The sequence below is a fragment of the Pseudomonas sp. NBRC 111139 genome, from assembly GCF_001753955.1.
In the GTDB taxonomy this organism is placed as follows: domain Bacteria; phylum Pseudomonadota; class Gammaproteobacteria; order Pseudomonadales; family Pseudomonadaceae; genus Aquipseudomonas; species Aquipseudomonas alloputida.
The window spans coordinates 39,967-63,189 of the sequence record NZ_BCBP01000037.1 but is presented as its reverse complement, the minus strand read 5'-3'; the positions used below and the strand labels follow the sequence as shown (position 1 = coordinate 63,189).

Annotated in this window: 24 protein-coding genes; 14 read left to right on the top strand and 10 right to left on the bottom strand. The window is 62.8% G+C overall.

The features are described 5' to 3' along the window. The first annotated feature begins 98 nt into the window (after positions 1 to 98). Positions 99 to 749 carry a response regulator transcription factor ErdR gene (erdR, locus tag BJQ17_RS15230; RefSeq protein ID WP_003252375.1) on the top strand — a complete coding sequence of 217 codons (651 nt, stop codon included), beginning with the start codon at positions 99 to 101 and terminating at the stop codon, positions 747 to 749. Between the two features lie 73 nt (positions 750 to 822). After that, positions 823 to 1,188 carry a diacylglycerol kinase gene (locus tag BJQ17_RS15225; RefSeq protein WP_070096283.1) on the top strand — a complete coding sequence of 122 codons (366 nt, stop codon included), beginning with the start codon at positions 823 to 825 and terminating at the stop codon, positions 1,186 to 1,188. On the opposite strand, the gene finR is transcribed toward BJQ17_RS15225, so the two are convergent. Then, positions 1,185 to 2,111: a LysR family transcriptional regulator FinR gene (gene finR / locus BJQ17_RS15220; protein ID WP_004574844.1), complete on the bottom strand. Its 927-nt coding sequence runs from the start codon at positions 2,109 to 2,111 to the stop codon at positions 1,185 to 1,187. The genes BJQ17_RS15225 and finR overlap by 4 nt on opposite strands. Before the next feature lie 117 nt (positions 2,112 to 2,228). Here finR and fpr point away from each other — a divergent pair, with 117 nt between their 5' ends. After that, positions 2,229 to 3,008: a ferredoxin-NADP reductase gene (gene fpr, locus BJQ17_RS15215; protein WP_003252381.1), complete on the top strand. Its 780-nt coding sequence runs from the start codon at positions 2,229 to 2,231 to the stop codon at positions 3,006 to 3,008. Positions 3,009 to 3,194: 186 nt separating this feature from the next. Here the strand turns inward: fpr and BJQ17_RS15210 are convergent, their stop codons facing one another. Both BJQ17_RS15210 and BJQ17_RS15205 read right to left on the bottom strand, forming a co-directional pair. After that, positions 3,195 to 3,689 (bottom strand): SprT family zinc-dependent metalloprotease, encoded by a 495-nt coding sequence (locus BJQ17_RS15210; protein WP_003252383.1) that lies wholly within the window; start codon positions 3,687 to 3,689, stop codon positions 3,195 to 3,197. Positions 3,690 to 3,820: 131 nt separating this feature from the next. Next, the gene (locus BJQ17_RS15205; RefSeq protein WP_003252385.1) at positions 3,821 to 4,420 is read right to left on the bottom strand and encodes a Yip1 family protein; all 600 of its coding nucleotides are present in this window, start codon (positions 4,418 to 4,420) and stop codon (positions 3,821 to 3,823) included. 263 nt (positions 4,421 to 4,683) lie between these two features. Here BJQ17_RS15205 and ttcA point away from each other — a divergent pair, with 263 nt between their 5' ends. Continuing rightward, complete coding sequence (gene ttcA / locus BJQ17_RS15200) at positions 4,684 to 5,508, top strand: tRNA 2-thiocytidine(32) synthetase TtcA (protein WP_003252387.1); 825 nt, start codon at positions 4,684 to 4,686, stop codon at positions 5,506 to 5,508. 4 nt (positions 5,509 to 5,512) lie between these two features. Continuing rightward, the gene (locus tag BJQ17_RS15195) at positions 5,513 to 6,184 is read left to right on the top strand and encodes a DNA-3-methyladenine glycosylase I (protein WP_004574845.1); all 672 of its coding nucleotides are present in this window, start codon (positions 5,513 to 5,515) and stop codon (positions 6,182 to 6,184) included. Positions 6,185 to 6,287: 103 nt separating this feature from the next. Here BJQ17_RS15195 and BJQ17_RS15190 read toward each other — a convergent pair whose 3' ends face one another. The 3 genes from BJQ17_RS15190 to arsC are packed head-to-tail and all read right to left on the bottom strand — an operon-like array spanning position 6,288 to position 7,649. Beyond that, entirely contained in the window at positions 6,288 to 6,701 is a 414-nt protein-coding gene (locus BJQ17_RS15190) for a DUF2069 domain-containing protein (RefSeq protein ID WP_003252389.1), read from the bottom strand. Next, positions 6,694 to 7,299: an NAD(P)H:quinone oxidoreductase gene (wrbA, locus tag BJQ17_RS15185; RefSeq protein WP_003252400.1), complete on the bottom strand. Its 606-nt coding sequence runs from the start codon at positions 7,297 to 7,299 to the stop codon at positions 6,694 to 6,696. The genes BJQ17_RS15190 and wrbA overlap by 8 nt, the downstream gene beginning before the upstream one ends. Further along, entirely contained in the window at positions 7,296 to 7,649 is a 354-nt protein-coding gene (gene arsC / locus BJQ17_RS15180; RefSeq protein WP_004575340.1) for an arsenate reductase (glutaredoxin), read from the bottom strand. Before arsC ends, wrbA begins: the two co-directional genes overlap by 4 nt. Before the next feature lie 85 nt (positions 7,650 to 7,734). Between arsC and BJQ17_RS15175 the strand changes: the two genes are divergently transcribed. Next, on the top strand, positions 7,735 to 8,199 hold the full coding sequence (locus tag BJQ17_RS15175) for a peroxiredoxin family protein (protein WP_003252403.1): 465 nt from the start codon (positions 7,735 to 7,737) through the stop codon (positions 8,197 to 8,199). 113 nt (positions 8,200 to 8,312) lie between these two features. Here BJQ17_RS15175 and BJQ17_RS15170 read toward each other — a convergent pair whose 3' ends face one another. The 4 genes from BJQ17_RS15170 to BJQ17_RS15155 form a co-directional block, all read right to left on the bottom strand. Next, entirely contained in the window at positions 8,313 to 8,717 is a 405-nt protein-coding gene (locus BJQ17_RS15170) for an META domain-containing protein (RefSeq protein ID WP_003252405.1), read from the bottom strand. Continuing rightward, the gene (locus BJQ17_RS15165) at positions 8,714 to 9,151 is read right to left on the bottom strand and encodes a hypothetical protein (RefSeq protein WP_004575339.1); all 438 of its coding nucleotides are present in this window, start codon (positions 9,149 to 9,151) and stop codon (positions 8,714 to 8,716) included. The genes BJQ17_RS15170 and BJQ17_RS15165 overlap by 4 nt, the downstream gene beginning before the upstream one ends. A 31-nt stretch (positions 9,152 to 9,182) precedes the next feature. Further along, on the bottom strand, positions 9,183 to 10,172 hold the full coding sequence (locus tag BJQ17_RS15160) for a 2-hydroxyacid dehydrogenase (RefSeq protein ID WP_004575338.1): 990 nt from the start codon (positions 10,170 to 10,172) through the stop codon (positions 9,183 to 9,185). A 76-nt stretch (positions 10,173 to 10,248) separates the two neighbouring features. Continuing rightward, positions 10,249 to 13,002: a response regulator gene (locus tag BJQ17_RS15155; protein ID WP_070096282.1), complete on the bottom strand. Its 2,754-nt coding sequence runs from the start codon at positions 13,000 to 13,002 to the stop codon at positions 10,249 to 10,251. A gap of 193 nt (positions 13,003 to 13,195) precedes the next feature. Here BJQ17_RS15155 and BJQ17_RS15150 point away from each other — a divergent pair, with 193 nt between their 5' ends. From BJQ17_RS15150 to BJQ17_RS15115, 8 genes are all read left to right on the top strand, one after another. After that, a complete protein-coding gene (locus BJQ17_RS15150) occupies positions 13,196 to 13,915 on the top strand; it encodes a response regulator transcription factor (RefSeq protein WP_004575336.1) in 720 nt (239 codons plus the stop codon). Between the two features lie 3 nt (positions 13,916 to 13,918). After that, on the top strand, positions 13,919 to 15,310 hold the full coding sequence (locus BJQ17_RS15145) for a cell wall metabolism sensor histidine kinase WalK (protein WP_070096281.1): 1,392 nt from the start codon (positions 13,919 to 13,921) through the stop codon (positions 15,308 to 15,310). Positions 15,311 to 15,451: 141 nt separating this feature from the next. Continuing rightward, a complete protein-coding gene (gene cysM / locus BJQ17_RS15140) occupies positions 15,452 to 16,351 on the top strand; it encodes a cysteine synthase CysM (RefSeq protein WP_003252416.1) in 900 nt (299 codons plus the stop codon). Beyond that, the gene (gene rlmD, locus BJQ17_RS15135) at positions 16,352 to 17,710 is read left to right on the top strand and encodes a 23S rRNA (uracil(1939)-C(5))-methyltransferase RlmD (protein ID WP_003252418.1); all 1,359 of its coding nucleotides are present in this window, start codon (positions 16,352 to 16,354) and stop codon (positions 17,708 to 17,710) included. A gap of 96 nt (positions 17,711 to 17,806) precedes the next feature. Then, positions 17,807 to 20,047, top strand: coding sequence for a GTP diphosphokinase (gene relA, locus BJQ17_RS15130; RefSeq protein ID WP_003252420.1), 2,241 nt, complete (start codon positions 17,807 to 17,809; stop codon positions 20,045 to 20,047). 125 nt (positions 20,048 to 20,172) lie between these two features. Next, on the top strand, positions 20,173 to 21,006 hold the full coding sequence (gene mazG / locus BJQ17_RS15125; protein WP_003252422.1) for a nucleoside triphosphate pyrophosphohydrolase: 834 nt from the start codon (positions 20,173 to 20,175) through the stop codon (positions 21,004 to 21,006). Positions 21,007 to 21,032: 26 nt separating this feature from the next. After that, on the top strand, positions 21,033 to 21,572 hold the full coding sequence (locus tag BJQ17_RS15120) for a DUF2058 domain-containing protein (RefSeq protein ID WP_003252424.1): 540 nt from the start codon (positions 21,033 to 21,035) through the stop codon (positions 21,570 to 21,572). Positions 21,573 to 21,882: 310 nt separating this feature from the next. Continuing rightward, on the top strand, positions 21,883 to 23,223 hold the full coding sequence (locus BJQ17_RS15115; protein WP_060538692.1) for a hypothetical protein: 1,341 nt from the start codon (positions 21,883 to 21,885) through the stop codon (positions 23,221 to 23,223).

The following is a 23,223-nucleotide window of genomic DNA, read 5'->3' as shown; positions in this document are numbered from 1 at the left end:
GATCTCCCTTGACCGTGCTCGGCATCCTTGGCGCCGATTCCCCGCCGGGCGCTTCCCTTCCACTCGAGTGCCTGGCACAGAACAGGATCCTTAGATCGATGGCCACATACGAAATCCTGATTGCCGATGACCACCCACTGTTCCGTGGCGCCCTGCGCCAGGCCGTTACCCTCGGGCTTGGCCCCGATGTGCGTCTGGTCGAAGTCGCGAGCATTGCCGAACTGGAAACCCGCCTGAGCGAAAAAGCCGACTGGGACCTAGTGCTGCTGGACTTGAACATGCCGGGTGCCTACGGTTTTTCCGGTCTGGTGCTGCTCCGCGGGCAGTACCCGCAGATCCCCGTGGTGATGGTTTCGGCACAGGAAGAGGCCGCCGTGGTGGTCAAGTCCCGCGAGTTTGGCGCCAGTGGTTTCATTCCCAAGTCCAGCACCCTGGAAGTGATCCAGGATGCGGTGCGCAAGGTGCTTGATGGTGAGGTCTGGTGGCCGCCGCAGGCGTTCGAAAAGGTCGATGTTTCGGCCGAGGCCAAGGCCGCCAGCGAAGGCTTGGCCAGCCTCACGCCGCAGCAGTTCCGCGTACTGACCATGGTCTGCGAAGGCTTGCTGAACAAGCAGATCGCCTATGAGCTGAGCGTGTCGGAAGCGACCATCAAGGCCCACGTGACCGCGATCTTCCGCAAGCTGGGCGTGCGTACCCGGACCCAGGCTGCATTGCTGCTGCAACAACTTGAATCGGTTGCCAGCAACTGACTGCGCATGGCTTCACGCTTTTTTGACCCGAGCCGGTCTAGTCTGCTGGCCTTTCTGCTGTGAAGTGACTCACATGACATCGCCATTCAAGGGCCAGACCGGCCTCAAACGCATCTTCAACGCCGCTGGTTACTCGCTGGACGGTCTGCGTGCCGCCTTCAAGGGCGAAGCCGCATTCCGCCAGCTGGTGCTGCTCAACGTGGTGCTGATCCCGGTCGCCTTCTGGCTGCCGGTCAGCCGCGCCGAGCGAGCAATCATGATCGCCGTTTGCCTGTTGGGGCTGATCGTCGAGCTGTTCAACTCGGCGGTGGAGGCGGCCATTGATCGCATTTCGCTGGAGCGCCACCCGCTGTCGAAAAATGCCAAGGACATGGGCAGCGCCGCACAGTTGGTGGCACTGACCATGGTGGCGCTGGTGTGGGGAGTGATCCTGCTTTAAGCGATCGGCGGCAGCACGATCTCGTCACTGCGGGTAAAGCCCGCAGTGAAGCTGCGGCATAGCTCCAGAAACTCACGCATGGCCGAGGTCTGGTACTTCTGTTTGTGCCAGATGAAGTAGAACTGGCGCAGCAGGTCCAGCTCTGGTGTTTCCACAGGTACCAGGCTGCCACGGCGGAAGGCGTCGCGCAGGGCCAGACGTGAAATGCAACCGATGCCCAGGCCCGACTCCACCGCGCGCTTGATCGCTTCGGTGTGCTCCAGCTCCAGGCGAATATTAAGGTTGGCGCGGTGATGGCGCATGGCCTGGTCGAAGGTCAGGCGCGTGCCTGAGCCTTGTTCGCGCAGGATCCACGCCTCCTGCGAAAGGCTTTCGATATCGGCGCGGCCCAGTTTCGCCAGTGGGTGCTGTGGCGCACAGAACACCACCAGTTCGTCCTCGACCCACGGCTGAACTTCCAGGTCGGGGTGATTGCAGTCACCTTCGATTAGACCCAGATCAATTTCGTAGTGCGCGACCTGTTGCACGATATGCGCAGTATTTTGAACATGCAGTTTTACCTGGCTTTCCGGGTGTGTCTGCATGTAGTTGCCGATCAGCAGGGTGGCCAGGTAGTTGCCGATGGTGAGGGTGGCGCCGACCGCCAGTGAGCCGAAACCGGATTTGCCGTTGAGCAGGTCTTCGATTTCCTTGGCCTGGTCAAGCAGGGCGACTGCTTGTGGCAGCAATTGATGTCCCAGGGCATTGAGGGCCAGGCGTTTGCCGGCACGGTCGAACAGCTGGCAGCTCGATTGCCGCTCCAGTTCCGTGATAGAGGTACTGGCGGCCGACTGCGACAGCGCCAACAGGCTGGCGGCCCGAGAGACGCTTTGGTGCTGGGCGACGGCGACGAAGACTTGCATTTGACGGAGTGTGAATCGCATATCGATATAACCGATAACACATATCTTGATAATCCAGTTAACAGATATTGTCGCTGCCCCTAAACTATTGCGCAACTGTGCGCTTTGCGCGCGCGTTTTTCTTCAGGAGCCCCATCGATGAGCAACATGAACCACGAACGTGTCCTCAGTGTGCACCACTGGAACGACACCCTGTTCAGCTTCAAGTGCACCCGCGACCCGGGCCTGCGCTTCGAGAACGGTCAGTTCGTGATGATCGGCCTGCAGCAGGACAACGGCCGTCCGCTCATGCGTGCCTACTCCATCGCTTCGCCAAACTGGGAAGAGCACCTCGAATTCTTCAGCATCAAGGTGCCGGATGGCCCGCTGACCTCGCAGCTGCAGCACCTGAAGGAAGGCGATGAGATCATCATCAGCAAGAAGCCTACCGGCACCCTGGTGCTCGACGACCTGAATCCTGGCAAGCACCTGTACCTGCTGAGCACCGGTACTGGCCTGGCGCCGTTCATGAGCGTCATCCAGGACCCGGAAACCTACGAGCGCTTTGAAAAAGTGATCCTGGTGCACGGCGTGCGCTACGTTAACGAAGTGGCCTACCGCGAGTTCATCACCGAGCACCTGCCGCAGAACGAGTTCTTCGGTGAGTCGGTTCGCGACAAGCTGATCTACTACCCGACCGTGACCCGCGAGCCGTTCGAAAACCAGGGCCGTCTGACCGACCTGATGCGCAGCGGCAAGCTGTTCAGTGACATCGGCCTGCCGCCGATCAACCCGCAAGACGACCGCGCGATGATCTGTGGCAGCCCGAGCATGCTCGACGAGACCAGCGAAGTGCTGGACAGCTTCGGCCTGAAGATCTCCCCGCGCATGCGCGAGCCGGGTGACTACCTGATCGAGCGTGCCTTCGTCGAGAAGTAAGGCGCAGGCGGGTACAGGAAGGCGACTCTCGGGTCGCCTTTCTTATGCCTGGGATGTGTGCATTGCCTGTTCCGGCCCTTTCGCGGGTAAACCCGCTCCTACGGGTGCAGCGCACGTCCCGGGAATTGCACAAACCCCGTAGGAGCGGGCTTGCCCGCGAAAGGACCGGTGCAAGCGACCCCCGATCTATTCGACCCGCGTCTCGCCGCTGTACACCAAGATTTCCCTGCACCGCTTGCACAGGTATCGCCGCCCTTGGTGCACCAGCTTGTGCCGCTGCGCGGTAAACGGGAAGTCGCTTTGCGGGCACGGGCAGCGGTAGATGTAGCGGGTCACTGCGCGCCGTTGCACGTCATAGTTGTGGCAACGATTGGGCGGCAGTTCATACACCCCGCGCATGATCAACTGCCACTCTTCACCATGGGCCTGGATGCGGTCGCCAAACAGCTGGTGGGCAACCAGGTGTGCCACTTCATGGGCCACGGTCTGGCGCAGGAAGTCTTCCTGGTTTTCGCGGTAGAGCTGCAGGTTGAAGCGCAGCAGATTCTCGTGCAGGTGGGCGACGCCGGCTTTTTGCCCGCGCAGTTTGAAGCTGACTTCGGGGCGCGGGAAGCGGCGTTTGAAAAAGGCTTCGGCTTGCTGGTAACAGGTTTCGACGCGTTGTTTGAGCTGCTCGGGCATGGCGGGGCGGTTCTCCTGACCAGGCATTATGCCGCAAGCGCAGATGGCTTGCCGAGTCACCGGTCAGTGCACAGCCAGAGGCCGCCTTGCGGCGGCCTCTGGTTGATGCCCCAGTGTTGGTTCGGTCTGTTCTAGTTGGTGTAGACGGGCCCCACGCCCAGTCCCCAGATAATCACGGTAGCGGCCATGATTGCCACCAGTACCACCAAGCCCACTGCCAGCACCGAGCTGGAGAACAGGAAGCCTTCATCCGACGGTATGTTCATGAACGTCGGCAAGCCGACATACAGCAGGTACACCGTGTAGCAGATGGCGGCAGTGCCGATCAGCATGCCCAGCCACAGGTGCGGGTAAAGCGCCGCCAGGCCACCGATGAACAAGGGGGTGGCGGTGTAGGTGGCAAAAGCGATGCATTGCGCCATGGACGGGTTGGCATCGTAGGTGCGGGCCATCCAGTGGATGAATGCGCCCATTACCGCCACCCCGGCGAGCATGGCCAGGTAGGACATGATGCTCATCCAGATTGCGCTTTCCATGGTCAGCATCACTGCTGGCCGGTCACCGATCACCCAGCCCACCTGGGTAGTGCCAATAAACGCCGAAACGGCAGGAATCGCCGCGAGGATCAGGGTGTGCGTCAGGTACATGTGGCTGATGGTTTCTTCTTCGCCACGAATCTCCCGCCATTCCTGATCGGGATGGGTAAACAGCCCCACAACGTGATGAATCATGCCGATCACTCCTCTCAATGTTGCCAAACGCCCCCCAATATGGAGCGCAAGCGGCCCGAGGCCCTAACACCGATGCAAGCGGTAATGTGGCCTTATGTCGCAGTATAGGAAGCCGTTACCCACATAAACCGCGCTTTTTAGAGCAAATTGCGCTGTAAGCCGTGCTGTTGATTACATTGAAGTCTTTATCGGAATGCCTACAGCGGCGTCGCGTTTGTGCGTAAAATAGCCGGCTTTTGTCACACCTCGCGGATCCAAGCGCTATGGGCACCCTCTCGGTCAACCAGAACAAACTGCAAAAACGCCTGCGTCGTCTCGCTGGCGAAGCCATCACCGACTACAACATGATCGAGGATGGCGACAAGGTCATGGTCTGCCTGTCCGGCGGCAAGGACAGCTACACCATGCTCGACGTTCTGTTGCACCTGCAGAAGGTGGCACCGATCACGTTCGAGATCGTTGCGGTGAACATGGACCAGAAACAGCCGGGCTTCCCTGAGCACGTATTGCCGGCTTACCTCAAGGAACTGGGGGTCGAGTACCACATCGTCGAGAAGGATACCTACTCGGTGGTAAAGGAGCTGGTACCCGAAGGCAAGACCACTTGCTCGCTGTGTTCGCGCCTGCGCCGCGGTACCCTGTACACCTTCGCCGACGAAATCGGCGCTACCAAGATGGCGCTGGGGCACCACCGCGACGACATCGTCGAAACCTTCTTCCTCAACATGTTCTTCAACGGCGCGCTCAAGGGCATGCCGCCGAAGCTGCGCGCCGACGATGGCCGCAACGTGGTGATCCGCCCGCTGGCGTACTGCAGCGAGAAGGACATCCAGGCCTACTCGGACATGAAGGCATTCCCGATCATCCCGTGCAACCTGTGCGGCTCGCAGGAAAACCTGCAGCGCCAGGTGGTCAAGGACATGCTGGTGGAGTGGGAACGCAAGCACCCGGGCCGTACCGAGAGCATCTTCCGTGCCCTGCAGAACGTGGCACCGTCGCAGCTGGCCGACCGGAACCTGTTTGACTTCACCAGCCTGAAGATTGACGAAAGCGCTACCCCGCGCTTCCTCGACGTGCTGAACATCTGAGCCCATGCGTGATTACCCGTGGTTGCATGAGTATTGTCTGAACCGCTTTGGTTCGGCCCAGGCGCTGGAGGCTTTCCTGCCGCAGCCGCGCACGCCGGCGCAACTGCGCAACATCAGTGACGACCGCTACCTGTCGACACTGGCCCTGCGCGTGTTCCGCGCGGGGCTCAAGCACAGCCTGGTGGATGCCAAGTGGCCGGCGTTCGAGCAGGTGTTCTTCGGCTTCGACCCGGAGAAAGTGGTGCTGATGGGCGCCGAGCATCTGGAGCGGTTGATGCAGGATGAGCGCATTATCCGCCACCTGGGCAAGCTCAAGAGCGTGCCGCGCAATGCGCAAATGGTGCTGGACATCGCCAAGGCGCATGGCAGTTTTGGTGCGTTCATCGCCGACTGGCCAGTGACCGACATTGTCGGCTTGTGGAAGTACCTGGCCAAGCACGGCAACCAGTTGGGCGGGTTGTCGGCACCACGGTTCTTGCGCATGGTCGGCAAGGACACGTTCATCCCGACCGATGACATGGCAGCGGCGTTGATTGCGCAGAAGGTGATCGACAAGCAGCCGACCAGCCAGCGCGACCTGGCTCTGGTGCAGCAGGCGTTCAACCAGTGGCATGCAGAGAGCGGACGGCCGCTGTGCCAGTTGTCGGTGATGCTGGCGCATACCGTCAACCATTGAGCCTTGTGTTGCTCCCATTCGCGGGCACGCCCGCTCCCACAGGAATCGCACCGCACTTAAGGCCTGTGCAGTACCTGTGGGAGCGGGCGTGCCCGCGAAAAATCTAACTGCCTTCGCCTGCCATGCGCCGTTCATGCTGGAACTTCCAGCGCACGTACAGTAGCCCGGCAATAAACAGCCCCAGGCTCACCAGCACTTCAAGCCAGCCGAATACCGCCCGCGACGGGTCGAACGCTGCCAGCACGCCCTTGATGAAATAGATATTCACCACGAAGCAGGTCCAGGCATGCGCCCGGGCGCTGCCTTTCAGCATGCCGGGCAACAGCAACAGCAACGGCACCAGTTCGATCGCCAGGATCACCTCGACCCGGGCCCCATGCAGGTTGGCGAACCACAGGTTGTTCACCACCAGCAGGGCGATCAGGCCGAAGAAGCATGCCAGGCTCAATGCCCGCGTCAGGCGCAGGCGGGGTACCAGCCATTGGACCGGCGGCAATGCCTTGGGCTTTCTAGCCACGCGCCGCCTCCAGGGCCTTGGCCGTGGTCGCCAGGCGTTGGCCCAGGGCACGGCACAGGGCGATTTCGTGCGGGTCGAGTTCGCGCTTGCCATCGGCGCCTGCGTGGTGGCTGGCGCCATAAGGCGTGCCGCCGCCACGGGTCTCGAGCAGCGCCGACTCGCTGTAGGGCAGGCCCATCACCAGCATGCCGTGGTGCATCAGCGGCAGCATCATCGACAGCAGGGTGGTTTCCTGGCCGCCGTGCAGGCTGGCGGTGGAGGTGAACACGCCAGCCGGTTTGCCGACCAGCTCACCGCCTAGCCAAAGGCTGCTGGTGCCATCGAGGAAGTACTTGAGTGGCGCTGCCATGTTGCCGAACCGGGTCGGGCTGCCCAGTACCAGGCCAGCGCAGTGGCGCAGGTCGTCAAGGGTGGCGTACAGCGCGCCACTGGCCGGAATATCCGGGGCCACCGCTTCGCATTCGGTGGAAATCGCTGGCACCGTACGCAGGCGTGCCTCCATGCCGGCCAGCTCGATACCGCGGGCGATGTGCCGGGCCATTTCGCTGGTCGCGCCATGGCGGCTGTAATACAGCACCAGGATGTAGGGCGCGCTCACGGCAGGATCTCCAGCACCTTTTCCGGCGGGCGACCGACCACGGCCTTGTCACCGGCAACCAGGATCGGCCGCTCGATCAGTTTGGGGTGCTGGGCCATGGCCTCGATCAGTTGCGCGTCGGTCAGTGCCGGGTCGGCCAGGTTCAGCGTTTTGTATTCGTCCTCGCCGCTGCGCAGCAATTGACGCGGGGCGATGCCCAGCTTGCCGAGCAGGGCCTTGAGGGTGACCGCGTCGGGCGGAGTTTCCAGGTAGCGCACGATGGTCGGGGCCAAGCCGCGGGCTTCGAGCAGTTCCAGGGCGCCGCGGGATTTCGAGCAGCGCGGGTTATGATAGAGCGTGAGATCAGTCATGTCGGGTCGCATCCAGCTGGGTGTGGCGGCTATTCTAACCGCAGCGACTGACCAATTTGCTTTAAAACTCGAGAAGGATTGACCCATGGCAAGGCGTCTGGCAGCAGTACTGGCCATCACCGCGAGCCTGTTGCTCGGTGGTTGCGGTGCCGATTACGGCGTGGACCAACACGGTAATACGGTTAAGGCCGAACAGATCGAAGGGCACTGGCTGGTGCTCAACTACTGGGCTGAATGGTGCGGACCGTGCCGTACCGAAATCCCGGAACTGAATGCGGCGGCCAAGCAATGGGCGGCTGAGGGCATCAAGGTGGTGGGGGTGAACTTCGACGGTTTGCAGGGGCAGGACCTGAAGCAGGCTGCCGAAACCCTGGGTATCGGTTTCACCGTGCTCGCCCAGGACCCGGCCGAGCGCTATGACCTGCCGCGTAGCGAGGCCTTGCCGGTGACCTACATCATCGACGACAAGGGCAAGGTGCGTGAGCAGTTGATGGGCGAGCAGACCCTTGAAGGGTTGCAGGCCAAGATCAAGGCCCTGAAAGGCGCCTGATGCATTCGGGCCGCTTTTGCGGCCCTTTGCGGGCAGGCCCGCTTCCACAGGGGGGTGACAAACTGTGGGAGCGGGCGCGCCCGCGAAGGGCCGCAAAGCGGCCCAGGCAATCCTCAGCCTTCTTCAGGCCAGAAGCGCAGCGGCTTGCCTTCGGCCGGCCAGAAGCGCATCTGCTCCACCGGTGACACATCCCAACGCTCTACCGTTTCCAGCGCCTGCAGGAAGCGTTTTTCCTGTTCCATCAGCGCGGGTGCACACAGCTTGCGGGTCTTGCCGACCTTGCCGAAGCTCAGGTGCTCGCCATCGAGCGTGTAAGGCGCAAACCAGTGGTTGCAGCCGCCGTTGCCATAGGCACGGCCGTCGCTGGCCAGGGTCAAGGTCAGGTGGCTGTAGTCGATCAGTGGTCGTTCGCCAATCCACTCCAGCACGTAGCTGCGTTCCTGCTGCAGCCGGGAAGGTTCCGTGGCGCAGCCGAGCAGGCCGGTTGCAATCAGCACGCCGGTCAGCAGATTCTTCACTCGGCGCTCTCCTGGCAACGCGGGCACAGGTGTTTTTCGCCACGGCTGGCCCAGCCCAGCGCTGCGATACGGGCGCTGGCAGCCGGTTGACGAGCTGCCTTGCCGAGCTTGGCGTCTACTGCGAACTCGAAGCTCAGCACCGCATCGCAGCGATCGCATTCGACCTGCCAGGTGAGGATTTCCAGCTCGTTGAATACCGGGCCACTCGCCACGGCAACCCACTGGCCGCGTGGGTTGATCAGGTGGCGCACGCTTTCCACGGTCAGGCGCATGGACAAATCCTTGCTGCCCTTGAGCGTGACCAGCAAGCTGTCGCCTTTTTGCATCGAACCGCCGTTGCCCGTGACCTGGTAGCGGCCCGGCACCAAAGCGCGGCACTCGATCAGGGTGTGTTGCGGGTTGAAAAGGGTGTAGCGAAAATCGTGTTCGACCATGGGTCCTCCAGAAATGCCGCGTATCCTAGCATTAACCCATCACCAGGTTCTGTGGATTGCCTGCCGCCCAGCGGTTGATGTTGTCCAGTGTGGTCGCGGCAATGGCATCCAGCGCCTCGCGGGTGAGGAAAGCCTGGTGAGCGGTGATGATCACGTTGGGGAAGGTCAGCAGCCGAGCCAGCACATCGTCTTGCAAGGGCAGGTCGGAGCGGTCTTCGAAGAACAGTTGGGCTTCTTCCTCGTAGACGTCCAGGCCCAGGTAGCCAAGCTGGCCGCTTTTCAGTGCGTCGATCAGCGCCGGGGTGTCGACCAGCGCACCGCGACCGGTGTTGATCAGCATGGCGCCGGGCTGCAACTGGGCCAGGCTTTGCGCGTTGACCAGGTGGCGAGTGTGCTCGGTCAGCGGGCAGTGCAGGCTGATGATGCGGGCTTCGCGCAACAGCTCGGGCAGGGGCATGTAGCGGGCGCCAAGGGCCAGCAGCTCTGGGTTGGGGTAGGGGTCGTACGCCAGCAGCTGGCAGCCGAAACCGGCCATGATGCGAGCGAAGGCGGCCCCGATCTGGCCGGTACCGACCACCCCGACGGTTTTGCCGTGCAGGTCGAAGCCGGTCAGCCCGTGCAGGGTGAAGTCACCTTCGCGGGTGCGGTTGTAGGCCCGATGCAGGCGCCGGTTGAGTGCCAGGATGAGCGCCACGGCGTGCTCGGCAACGGCGTGTGGCGAGTAGGCCGGCACCCGCACCACGGCCAGGCCCAAGCGCTGGGCGGCGGCCAGGTCGACGTGGTTGTAGCCGGCCGAGCGCAGGGCGATCAACCGCGTGCCCGCAGCGGCCAGGCGCTGCAGCACCGGCGCGTCGAGTTCGTCATTGATGAAGGCGCAGACCACCTCAAAGCCCTCTGCCAGGGCGGCGGTGTCGAGGGTCAGGCGGGCGGGCTGGAAATGCAGCTCCAGGGTGGTGCCGCTGACAGCCTTGGTGAAGCTTTCCTGATCGTAGTGCTGGCTGCTGAACAACAGGGCGCGCATGGTGGAACTCCTTTGCAATGCATGTCTTGGTTGGGTCGCTGCCTGTCAAGGCATACCCAGCGTGGCCCAGAGCCACTCAAGCGCTCAATCTGGCCTGTGCCGACAGCCGGCTGATCGCGCTGTCCAGTTCATCCAGGGCCTGCTGCGCCTGCGGATTGTCCTGCTTCAGCAAGGTCTCGCTGCGTTGGCACGCTGCCCGTAACTGCGGTACGCCACAATAGCGTGAGGCCCCGTTCAGACGGTGTACTTGCTCGATCAGGCCATTGCGGTCGTCGGCTTCGCGGGCGGCGCGTATGGCTTCGCGGTCCGTATCCAGGGAGGCCAGCAGCATGCTCAGCATGTCAGCGGCCAGATCTGCCTTGCCAGCGGCCAGGCGCAGGCCCTCTTCGGGGTCGAGTACCTTCAGTTCGTCGCCATTGGTCAGTAGCTCGGCGTGCGCCTGCTGCGGTGTGCCCAGGCTCAGGCCGGTCCACTTCATCACCACCTGGGCCAGTTGCCGTTCGCTGATGGGTTTGGTCAGGTAGTCGTCCATGCCGCTGTGCAACAACGCGCGCTTTTCATTGGCCATGGCATGGGCAGTGAGGGCGACGATCGGCAGCGGGTTGCCGCTCTGGGTGTTTTCCCACAGGCGGATCTGTTCAGTACAGGCGCGGCCGTCCATGCCGGGCATCTGCACATCCATCAGCACCAGGTCGAACAACTCCTCCTGCACGGCCTGTACCGCCGCATAACCATTGTTGACGGCCAGTACCTCGGCACCCAAGTCTTCGAGCAGGGTTTTTACCAGCAGCAGGTTGGCGGCATTGTCGTCGACGCAGAGTATTTTCGGGCGTCGCTGGCCGTTGGCGTTGCTCCCTTCGGCCAGCGGACGGCGAGGTTGTACCAGCTCCAGCAAGAGGCGACGCAGCTTGCGGGTGCAGGTCGGCTTGGACAGCAACTGGCCATGGCCGTTGGGCAGGTACGGGTGGTACAGCGCCTGCTCGGTGGTCGGGCACAGCACCACGCATTGGCAGTGGTAACGCTCGAGCTGCTGATGATAACGGCCCAGTTGCTCGGGCGACAGGTTACCCAGGTTGGCCCCGAGCACCGCGAACTCGAAGGGCAGGCCGGCCTGGCTGGCGGCCTGCACCCCCTGCAGCAACTGGTCGTAGGAGGCGAACAGGCTCACGCTGAGGCCGCAGTCTTCCAGCTGGTGCTCCAGTGCCTGGCGCGCCAGTTCGTGGCCATCGACAATGGCGGCACGGCGACCCAGCAATGGCTGCGGTGGCAGCGCTTCGGCATCGTCATGAGCCTTGGGCAGGTTGAGGCTGATCCAGAACTGCGAACCTTCGCCCGGGGTACTGTCGACACCGATCTCGCCGCCCATCTGTTCGATCAGGCGCTTGGAAATCACCAGCCCCAGACCGGTGCCACCGGGCTGGCGAGCCAGTGAGTTGTCAGCCTGGCTGAAGGCCTGGAACAGTGTGCGCACATCCTGTGGTGACAGGCCGATGCCGGTGTCCTGTACGCTGATGCGCAACTGCGCGCAGTCTTCGTGCTCGTCTTCCAGCATGGCGCGCACGACGATGGTGCCTTCGCGGGTGAACTTGATGGCGTTGCTGACCAGGTTGGTGAGGATCTGCTTGAGCCGCAACGGGTCGCCCACCAGCGAAGCAGGCGTGTCGCGGTAGATCAGGCTCAGCAATTCCAGCTGCTTGGCGTGGGCGGCCGGAGCGAGGATGGTCAGGGTGTCCTGGATCAGGTCCCGCAGGTTGAACGGTATGCTGTCGAGCACCAGCTTGCCGGCTTCGATCTTGGAGAAATCGAGGATCTCGTTGATGATTCCCAGCAGGTTGTCAGCAGACTTCTCGATGGTGTTCAGGTAGTCGAGCTGGCGCGGTGTCATCTCGCTTTTTTGCAGCAGGTGGGTAAAGCCGAGGATGCCATTGAGCGGGGTGCGGATTTCGTGGCTCATGTTGGCCAGGAACTCCGACTTGATACGGCTGGCCTCAAGGGCCTCTTTGCGCGCCATGTCCAGCTCGATGTTCTGGATTTCGATGGTTTCCAGGTTCTGGCGCACGTCTTCGGTGGCCTGGTCGATGCTGTGTTGCAGTTCTTCGTGGGCGTTTTGCAGGGTTTCGGCCATGCGGTTGATGCCGTGGGCCAGTTCGTCCAGCTCATGGCTGCCCATGGTCGGCAGGCGTTCTTCGAGGTGGCCGTCCTTGAGCTGATTGACCGCGTGCTTGATGCGTTCGATGGGGTCGTTGATGGTGCGGCTCATGCGCAGCGCCAACAGGCCGCTGAGTGCCAGGCAGGCGAGGATCAGCAACAGGCTGGTGAACAGGTTGCGGTAGCCGCGCAGCAGCGTGCCGTCGTGCGACAGCTCGATCTCTACCCAGCCCAGCAGGCGCTCGGCTTCGGCCGGCACGGCGTCGGTGGCCAGGTCGCGGTGGTGGCCGAACACGGGCATCAGGTAGCGGGTGGCGTCGTTGCCACTGCGCTGCAGGAGTTGGGTGCCGGTACCGCCGCTGGGCGGCAGGTTGAGCATGCTCGGGCCGGCGTGGGCCAGGCGCGTGCGGTCCGGGGCCAGAAACGCCACTGCGCGCACATCGGCCTGCTCCAGGGTTTGTGCGGCAATTCGCTCCAGTTGCGCAGGCGCGAGCCGGGCCATGGCCGGTGCGGCCAGGGGCGCCAGTTGTTCGGCGATCATCTTGCCGCGCTGCAGCAGCTGGGTGCGCAGGTCGTTCTGTTGCAGCCAGGTGAAATAGCTACCCAGCACCAGGGCCATCAAGCCGGCCGGTAGCAGTGCCAGCAGCAGTACCCGGCTGCGGATTCCCAAGCGATCGAGCACACTCGCCTCCTCTGATGTGCCTGGATGCCGTCAAGTGGTAACGGCCAAGCCGCGAAGTTACTCCGCCTGCCGCACCATTGCATCTCTTTAGTACGTGTTATGCGCCGTTGCCGGGGCATTGGTCGCAGTGCGGTTGCCTGGCAGGTGGCGAATGCTCAATAATCACGTAATTGAGAATGCATGGCAGTTGCCAATGAATCCTGTATCTATTTACAACACCCACATCCTTGCCATCGAGGACGACCCGGTGCTTGGCGCCTATCTGCAGGAAGAGCTGCAGCGTGGCGGCTGCCAGGTCACCTGGTGCCGCAATGGCCTGGAGGGTCTGGAAACGGCTGGCCGCCAGGCTTTCGATGTTGTGCTCATGGACATCCTGCTGCCCGGGCTTGATGGGCTGGACGCCTTGGCGCAGTTGCGCAGGCACAGCGCTACACCGGTAATCATGATGTCGGCGCTGGGGGCCGAGGCGGATCGTATCAGCGGCTTTCAGCGCGGCGCCGACGATTACCTGCCCAAGCCATTCAGCATGGCCGAGTTGCAGGTGCGCATCGAGGCGATTTTGCGCCGCGTGGCCCTGGAGCGGCGGCATCAGGGCCCGCTGGAGCAAGCCGGCTGCGGCGAGCTGCAGTTCGATGAGGGGCTGTGTGACGTGCGCCTGAATAGCCGTCTGGCAGGCCTGACCCCCAGCGAATACCGCCTGCTGGACATCCTCAACCGCAACCTCGACGAAGTCCTCAGCAAGCCGTTCCTGTACCAGCACGTGTTGCAGCGCGGCTATTCACGGCATGACCGCAGCCTGGACATGCACGTCAGCCAGATCCGTCGCAAGCTCAAGGGCATCGGTTATCACGAACGGCAGATCCGCACCGTGTGGGGCAAGGGTTACGTGCTCAGTGCCAGCGAGGCGGAGTGAACCATGCTCGACCGCCATTCGCTGTTCTGGAAGCTGACCATCTTGCTGGTGGGCTTCTGCCTGCTGATGATCGGCCTCAGTTATACCTGGGGCCGACACATGGAAACCCAGAATGCCTTCCTCTCGGAGTCGGCACGGCAGACCCTGCGGGGTTATGCCGCCGAAGCTGAGCAGGCCTGGCGCAGCGGCGGGCGGGAAGGGTTGGACCAGTGGGTGGCGGCCATGCATCAGCGCGAACGGGGCTGGGTGGGCGTGCTCGACATCAACCTGCGCCCGCTCGACAGCGCCTCCCTCAACCCACAGATCATGCAGCGTCTGACACGCCTGCGCGGTGTCGATTGGCCGATGAGTCGGCGCAGTTTCGACCAGCCGTGGGTGCGCATACCGTTCCCGGGGGCGCCGGAGCAGGGCATGCTGGTGATCGAACTGCCGCAGCGCTTCAATCCGGGCCAGCACCGCTTGCTGTGGCGCATTGTCACCAACGGCATCATTCCGGGGCTGTTCACCTTGCTGTTGTGTGTGGGCCTGTACCGCATGTTGATCGTGCCGCTGAATCAACTTCGCGAGCAGGCCAATGCCTGGCGGGCCGATCAGCTGTCGGCCCGCCTGGACTCGCGCACCATCGCCCGGCATGACGAATTGGGCGAACTGGCGCGTGCCTTTGACCAGATGGCCGAGCGACTGCAAGGCACGGTGGCTATGCAGCAGCAGTTGCTGCGCGACCTGTCCCACGAAATGCGCACGCCGCTGAGCCGGCTGCGGGTGGCCTGCGATGGTGAAACCGACCTGCAGCGTCTGCGTGATCGCCTGATCCGTGAAGTGGACTGCATGCAGCAACTGGTCGAAGACACCCTGCAACTGGCCTGGCAGGACGCCGAGCGTGCGCCGATGAACCTTGAGCCGATCGAGGTCCACGCCTTGTGGGAGTTGCTGGCCGAAAATGCCAGCTACGAGAGCGGCTGGTCGCCTGCGCAACTGCGCTGCGAAGTACCGGCCGACTGCTGGGTGCAGGGCAACCTCAACCACCTGGCTCAGGCGCTGGAGAACATGTTGCGCAATGCCATTCGCCACTCGCCGGCCGAGGGTGTGGTGCGGTTGGGTGGGCAGCGTGAGGGTAGCTATTGGTGGTTGTGGCTTGAGGATGAGGGTGGCGGTGTCGCTGAAGAAGACCTGGAACGGATCTTCGCGCCGTTTTCGCGGTTGGACGGTTCGCGGCCCGGGGATGGTGGCTTCGGCCTGGGGCTGAGCATCGCCCGCAGTGCCATCCAGCGCCAGGGCGGCACCTTGTGGGCGCAGAATGGCAAACGCGGGTTGCGCTTGTGGATGAGGTTGCCGTTGCATGTGCCGGCCGCTTCGCGGGTAAACCCGCTCCTGCACGCTAGCGAATCCCCGTAGGAGCGGGTTTACCCGCGAAGAGGCCAGCACATGTCACACCGTTATAGCTTGTAGCTATATGCACTACAGATTGCGTGATATGGCCGCGAAGGGTTTGCCGGTATGATAGGCACCCCCGCCGTCCGGATTGCGAAATACGCCATGACCGTGCAGTACCCAACCATCGCCGATTGCGTCGGCAATACGCCACTGGTTCGCCTGCAGCGCATCGCTGGCGAAACCAGCAATACCCTCCTGCTCAAGCTCGAAGGTAACAATCCTGCCGGCTCGGTGAAAGACCGCCCGGCACTGTCGATGATCGCTCGCGCCGAACTGCGCGGCCAGATCAAGCCAGGCGATACCCTGATCGAAGCCACCTCCGGCAACACCGGCATCGCCCTGGCGATGGCGGCGGCGATCAAGGGCTACAAGATGATCCTGATCATGCCCGACAACTCCACCGCCGAGCGCAAGGCCGCCATGACGGCCTATGGCGCCGAGCTGATCCTGGTGACCAAGGAGGAGGGGATGGAAGGCGCCCGTGACCTGGCCGAGAAGCTGCAGGCCGAAGGCCGTGGCTTGGTGCTCGACCAGTTCGCCAACGGCGACAACCCGATCGCCCACTACAACAGCACCGGCCCGGAGATCTGGCAGCAGACCCAGGGCACCATTACCCATTTCGTCAGCTCCATGGGGACCACCGGTACCATCATGGGCTGCTCGCAGTACCTCAAGGAACAGAACCCCGCGGTGCAGATCATCGGCCTGCAACCGATGGAGGGCTCGGCTATTCCGGGCATTCGCCGCTGGCCCGAGGAATACCTGCCGAAAATCTTCGATGCCACCCGCGTCGACCGCGTGGTCGACATGTCGCAGCAGGAAGCCGAAGACACCACCCGTCGCCTTGCGCGTGAAGAGGGCATTTTCTGCGGCGTGTCTTCTGGTGGTGCGGTCGCGGCCATGTTGCGCCTGTCCCGCGAAGTGGAAAATGCGGTCATGGTTGCGATCATTTGCGACCGCGGCGACCGTTATCTGTCCACCGGCCTGTTTGATCCACGCTAAATGTCCAAGAAAAAAAGCAACAGCGGCCTGCGCTTCCAGCCGGCCGGCGGCAATCGCACCCCCCAGGTCCCAGTGGGCAAGAAGCAGCGCCTGGACATCGAGCGCCTGGCCGGTGACGGCCGTGGCATTGCCTTCCTCGACGGGCGTACCTGGTTCGTCAGCGGCGCCTTGGCCGGTGAGGCCGTGGAGGCGCGGGTGCTCAACGCCCGTGGCAAAGTGGTCGAGGCACGCCTGGAGCGGTTGCTGCAGGCCGCGCCCGAGCGCCGTGAGGCGCCATGTCGCTACTACGACCGCTGCGGTGGCTGCAACCTGCAGCACCTGCCGCACGACGCGCAACTGGCGCTGAAGCAGCGCACCCTCGCCGAGCAGTTGCAGCGGGTGGCCGGCGTGCAACCCGAGGCGTGGGCTGCCCCCCTGAGCGGGCCGGAATTCGGCTACCGGCGCCGCGCCCGTGTGGCCGTGCGCTGGGACGTCAAGGCGCGTCAGCTGGAGGTGGGCTTCCGCGCCGAAGCCAGCCAGGACATCATTGCCATCGACGATTGCGCAGTGCTGGTACAACCCTTGCAGTCCATTTTGCGCCACTTGCCGACCGTGCTGCGTTCGTTGAGCAAGCCGCAGGCGCTGGGCCATGTAGAGCTGTTCAGTGGCACCGCCGAGGCGGTTCTGGTGCGCCACGTCGCGCCATTGCCGGCTGAGGACCAGGCCAGGTTGCAAGCGTTCTGCGAGCAGGCCAACGCCCAGCTGTGGCTGCAAGGCGAAGGTGAGCCGGCGCCCGTGGACCCAGCGGCGCAGTTGGGCTTTGCCCTGGCACCCTGGCAGCTGGAGCTGGCCTGGCGCCCGGGCGATTTCGTGCAGGTGAATGCCCAGGTCAATACGGCGATGATCGAGCAGGCTTTGGCCTGGCTCGCTCCACAAGCCGACGAGCGTGTGCTGGACTTGTTCTGCGGTCTGGGCAACTTTGCCCTGCCGCTGGCCCGCCAGGCGCGTGAGGTGGTGGCAGTGGAAGGTGTACAGGCCATGGTCGATCGGGCCGCGGCCAATGCCCGGAACAACAATGTGCATAACGCACGGTTTTTTCAGGCCGATTTATCGCAGCCTTTGGCAGGCACCGGATGGGCCGCCGAGGGCTTTTCTGCGGTACTCTTGGATCCACCGCGCGACGGTGCTTTCGAGGTGGTGCAAGGCATCGCCCGCCTCAAGGCCAGAAGGCTGGTCTACGTATCGTGCAACCCGGCCACGCTGGCGAGAGACGCCCAAGTGCTGGTCGGCCAGGGGTACCGGTTAAAAAGGGCCGGGATTCTCGACATGTTTCCTCAGACGGCGCATGTCGAGGCCATGGCGTTATTCGAAGCGGGCTAGCTGACTGGCCCCTTGGTGCGGTTGCCACGGAATGGCGGCCGCACGGTGATCGCCAGCACACCCGTATGGTGTGCTGCATGGAAAGGTAAAACAAAGATGGTACAGGTGAGAGTGCACCAGCCGGTCAACACCGACGGCAGTATCAATCTCGAAGCATGGTTGGACCATGTGGTAAGCGTCGATTCGGCACTGGATCGCGCAGCGCTGAAAGAAGCCTGCGAGTTTGCTCTTGAGGTAGAGAAAAAGGGCAACCCGGCCAAGCATTCCTGGGCGGATGGTACGTCCAGCTTCCAGGCAGGCCTGGAAATCGCCGAAATTCTTGCTGACCTCAAGCTCGACCAGGACTCTCTGGTGGCTGCGGTCATCTACCGCTCGGTGCGCGAGGGCAAGGTCACCCTCGCCGAGGTCAGCCAGCGTTTTGGCCCGGTGGTGTCCAAGCTGATCGACGGCGTGCTGCGCATGGCCGCCATCAGTGCCAGCCTCAGCCCACGACAGTCGCTGGTGCTGGGCTCGCAGGCGCAGGTCGAGAACCTGCGCAAGATGCTGGTGGCCATGGTCGACGACGTGCGCGTGGCGCTGATCAAGCTGGCCGAACGCACGTGCGCAATTCGGGCGGTCAAGTCCGCCGATGACGAGAAACGCTTGCGTGTCGCGCGTGAAGTGTTCGACATCTACGCGCCGCTCGCGCACCGCCTGGGTATCGGTCACATCAAGTGGGAGCTGGAAGACCTGTCCTTCCGCTACCTGGAGCCCGACCAGTACAAGCAGATCGCCAAGCTGTTGCATGAGCGGCGACTGGACCGCGAGCGCTTCATCAGCGACGTGATGAACCAGTTGCAGAACGAGTTGCTCGCCACTGGCGTAAATGCCGACATCAGCGGTCGGGCGAAACATATCTATTCGATCTGGCGCAAGATGCAGCGCAAAGGCCTGGAGTTCAGCCAGATCTACGACGTGCGTGCGGTGCGCGTGCTGGTGCCGGAAATCCGCGACTGCTACACCGCGCTGGGCATCGTGCACACCTTGTGGCGGCATATTCCCAAGGAGTTCGACGACTACATCGCCAACCCCAAGGAGAACGGCTACCGCTCGTTGCACACTGCGGTAATCGGCCCCGAGGGCAAAGTGCTGGAGGTGCAGATCCGTACCCACGGCATGCACGAAGAGGCCGAACTTGGGGTATGCGCCCACTGGCGCTACAAGGGCACCGACGTCAAGCCCAGCTCCAACCACTACGAAGAAAAGATTTCCTGGTTGCGCCAGGTGCTGGAATGGCACGAAGAGCTGGGCGACATCGGTGGCCTGGCCGAGCAGTTGCGGGTCGACATCGAGCCTGACCGGGTTTATGTGTTCACCCCCGACGGCCACGCCATCGACCTGCCCAAAGGCGCCACGCCATTGGACTTTGCCTACCGCGTGCACACCGAGATCGGCCACAACTGCCGCGGCGCGAAGATCAACGGCCGTATCGTGCCGCTGAACTACAGCCTGCAGACTGGCGAACAGGTGGAGATCATCACCAGCAAGCACGGCAACCCTAGCCGTGACTGGTTGAACTCCAACCTGGGCTACGTGACCACCTCACGGGCGCGGGCCAAGATCGTCCACTGGTTCAAATTGCAGGCCCGCGACCAGAACGTTGCTGCCGGCAAGACCTTGCTTGAGCGCGAGCTCAGTCGTCTGGGCCTGCCGCAGGTTGATTTCGAGCGCCTGGCCGAGAAGACCAACGTCAAGACCGCCGAGGACATGTTTGCCTCGCTCGGTGCTGGCGACCTGCGCCTGGCTCATCTGGTCAACGCTGCCCAGCAGTTGCTGGAGCCTGAGCGTATCGAGCAGATCGAGCTGGTGCCGCGCAAGCCTACCGGGCCGCGTACCGGCAAGCGTGGCGACATTCAGATCCAGGGTGTCGGCAACCTGCTGACACAGATGGCCGGCTGCTGCCAGCCGCTACCGGGCGATGCCATTGTCGGTTACATCACCCAGGGCCGTGGCGTGAGCATTCATCGCCAGGACTGCGCCTCGGTACTGCAGCTGGCGGGCAAGGAGCCAGAGCGCATGATCCAGGTGAGCTGGGGGCCGATCCCGGTGCAGACCTACCCGGTCGACATCGTCATCCGTGCCTACGATCGCCCGGGCCTGCTGCGCGATGTGTCGCAGGTGCTGCTGAACGAGAAGATCAACGTGCTGGCGGTGAATACCCGTTCGAACAAGGAAGACAACACCGCGCTGATGTCGCTGACCATCGAGATCCCCGGCCTGGACGCGCTGGGGCGCCTGCTGGGGCGGATCTCGCAGTTGCCGAACATCATCGAGACGCGGCGTAATCGTACCCCTTGAGACCGGGGCGTCTGCTTCGCGGGTAAACCCGCTCCTACAGGTAAGGTGCAGATTTCGAAAGCTGCACCCATCCTGTGGGAGCGGGTTTACCCGCGAAGAAGGCGCCACTGAAAGGACCTGATTGAATGACCTACACCCTTGACGACCTGCTGCATCTCATGGCCCGCCTACGCGACCCGCAGTACGGCTGCCCGTGGGACCTGAAGCAGAACTACGCCAGCATCGTCCCACACACTATCGAAGAGGCCTACGAGGTCGCTGATACCATTGAGCGCGGCGATTTCGAGCACTTGCAAGGCGAGCTGGGCGATTTGCTGTTCCAGGTGGTCTACTACAGCCAGCTGGCCCGCGAAGAAGGGCGTTTCGAGTTCGATGGTGTGGTCGACAGCATCACCCGCAAGCTCATCCGCCGCCACCCGCACGTTTTTCCGACTGGCGAGCTGTACGCGCCGGTGGACACGCCCAGCCTGAGCGAAGCCCAGGTCAAGTCGCGCTGGGAAGAAATCAAGGCCGAAGAGCGCGCGGAGAAGAGCCAGCCCGAACAGCTGTCGCTGCTTGATGACGTGCCGGCAACCTTGCCGGCGCTGTCGCGGGCAGCCAAACTGCAAAAACGTGCGGCCACGGTCGGTTTCGACTGGCCGGCGGCGTTGCCGGTGCTGGACAAGGTCCGCGAAGAGCTGGATGAAGTGCTGCAGGCCATGGCCGACGGCGACGCCGATGCGCTGGAAGATGAAGTCGGCGACTTGCTGTTTGCTGCGGTCAACCTGGCCCGCCACCTCAAGCAAGACCCAGAGCATGCGCTACGCCGCGCCAATCGCAAGTTCGAACGACGTTTCCGTTTTATCGAACAGGCATTGCGCGACAGTGGCCGCCCCATTGAAGATTGTGACCTTGACGAGCTGGATGCCCTTTGGGGGGAAGCCAAACGTCAGGAAAAGAACCTGCCCAGCTGCGGCTGAGCTGTTGCATAAGTGAGTGAATATTCATGAGCCTTTCCCTTCGCGACCAATTGCTCAAAGCCGGTCTGGTCAACCAGAAACAGGTCTCGCAGACCAACAAAGCTGAAAAGAAACAGAAGCGCATGGAGCACAAAGGCCAGGTCGAAGTCGACGACAGCCAGCAGCGCATGGCCAAGGAAGCCATGGCTGAAAAAGCCCGGCGTGACCAGGAACTGAACCGCCAGCAGCAGGAAAAGGCCGAGCAGAAGGCCCGTGCCGCGCAGGTCAAGCAACTGATCGAGGCCACTCGCCTGCCCAAACTGAGCACCGAGGATTACTACAACTTCGTCGACGACAAGAAGGTCAAGCGCATTGCCGTCAACGCCCTGATGCGCACCAAGCTGAGCAACGGCGCGCTGGCCGTGGTAGCCCATGCCGGTGGTTACGAGGTTATCCCCCGTGAGGCCGCCTTGAAGATCCAGGAGCGCGACCCTGGCCGTATTCTGCTGCTCAACAGCCATGTCGAGGAAACGGACGAAGACGACCCGTACGCGGCTTACAAGATCCCTGATGATCTGATGTGGTAAACACGAAAACCTCGCCTTGGCGTTAATGCGGTTCATTCAAGATCGCAGGGCCGCTCTGCGGCCCTTTCGCGACACGCGCGTTCTCAAGAAGACGCTGGCCTTGCGTCGCGAAAGGGTTCGCCGCTCACCGAACCGGCGCGGTTAGTCACTTGTACTATCGTCTTGGTTCCCTCCGTTCGTCGGACATTTCTTAGGGTTCCGGCACAACGGCTAGCCTCCAGCTTAGCGTCAGGGATAGCGCTGAACATTCGGTCCAGGAAGGGCCAGTACGCCTCGTCGTCCCGACGCTTTATCTGCTGAGGAGACGACAATGAAAATAACCCTGAAACGGTTGGCGTGCCTGGGTGCGAGCTTCACCAGTGCGTTCGCCATGGCCGATGCGGCCAGCCCGCCGGTGCTGTCACCTGCGATTCCCTTCGATGTCACCGCCAATCCCCCCTTCACCCTGGACAACCTGCAACACGATTTCGACGTGCTGTCGTGGCAAACCTTCGTCGCCCTGAACTGGCCCGCCAACGCCGACGGCAGTGCCAACACCTCGGCGAAGATCGGCGCGCCCGGCAAGACGGTGTGGGAATCGTGGAAAGAAAGCTACGAGATCTTCCTGCCCAAGGGGCAGAAGCCCGTCGCCTGGGACCAGCAGGCGCCCGTGCCCGCGGCCTGCCAAGGCAAGGGTGACTTGCCGGTGCTGCAACAGATGGGCAAGGTCGCCGGCGTGCTCGATGAGTTCATCCAGCCATTCAAGACTGGCCCGCTGGTCGACCAAAGCGGCACCTACACGCGCAACGCGATCATGGTCAACCAGCCAATGTTCGATGACATCGTCAACAATGGCCTGTACAGCAAGGAAGGCCAGCAAGCGTTCCTGAGCAAGGCCGACAACCGCATCGCTTTCGCCTGCGGTTCGCAAAAGGCCCAGCAGGTCGGCGCGATCATGGTCAAGTCGGCCTGGAAAGTGCTCGGTGGCAGCGACAACCCTCAGGAGTTCCACGCCGTCGACGCGCTGGTCTACACCCCCGGCAACGCCGACCCGAACAAGGGGGCGGTGATCCCCGAATCGTGCAATGCGCAGAAGGTCGGGCTGGTAGGCCTGCACATCGTGCACAAGACCGAGGGCGCACCGCAGTGGGTATGGTCGACGTTCGAGCACGTGCGCAACGTGCCGGAAAAGACCACGCCAATGAACGAGCGCAAAGGGCCCTACCTGTTCTACGACGCCCAGGCCAGCAACCGCCCGGTGAACGAGCCACCCGCGCAACCGTGGGACCCGTCGAAGAAGGCCATCCCCTCGCAGATCGTGCGTGACATTCCCATCACCGCCGCCACCCAACAGCTCAACGCGCAGTGGCAAGGCGCGCTCAAGGGCACGGTGTGGGCCAACTACCACCTGATCAGCACCCAGTGGCCCACCGACCCGGCCGATGACTGCCAGGTGCCGTCGCCGACTAACCCGCTAGGTACGCCTGCGCCGAACTTCCTGGCTAACGCCACCCTGGAGACCTACAACCAGGGCACCACCCCGCAGGCCTCGTCCAGCTGCATGGAGTGCCACAACAACGCGACCACCCGCGTGACCCAGTCGCCACGCACCAGCTTCGCCGATTTCACTTTCCTGCTTGAACGTGCCCAATCCACCGGCGCCAAGGAGTGA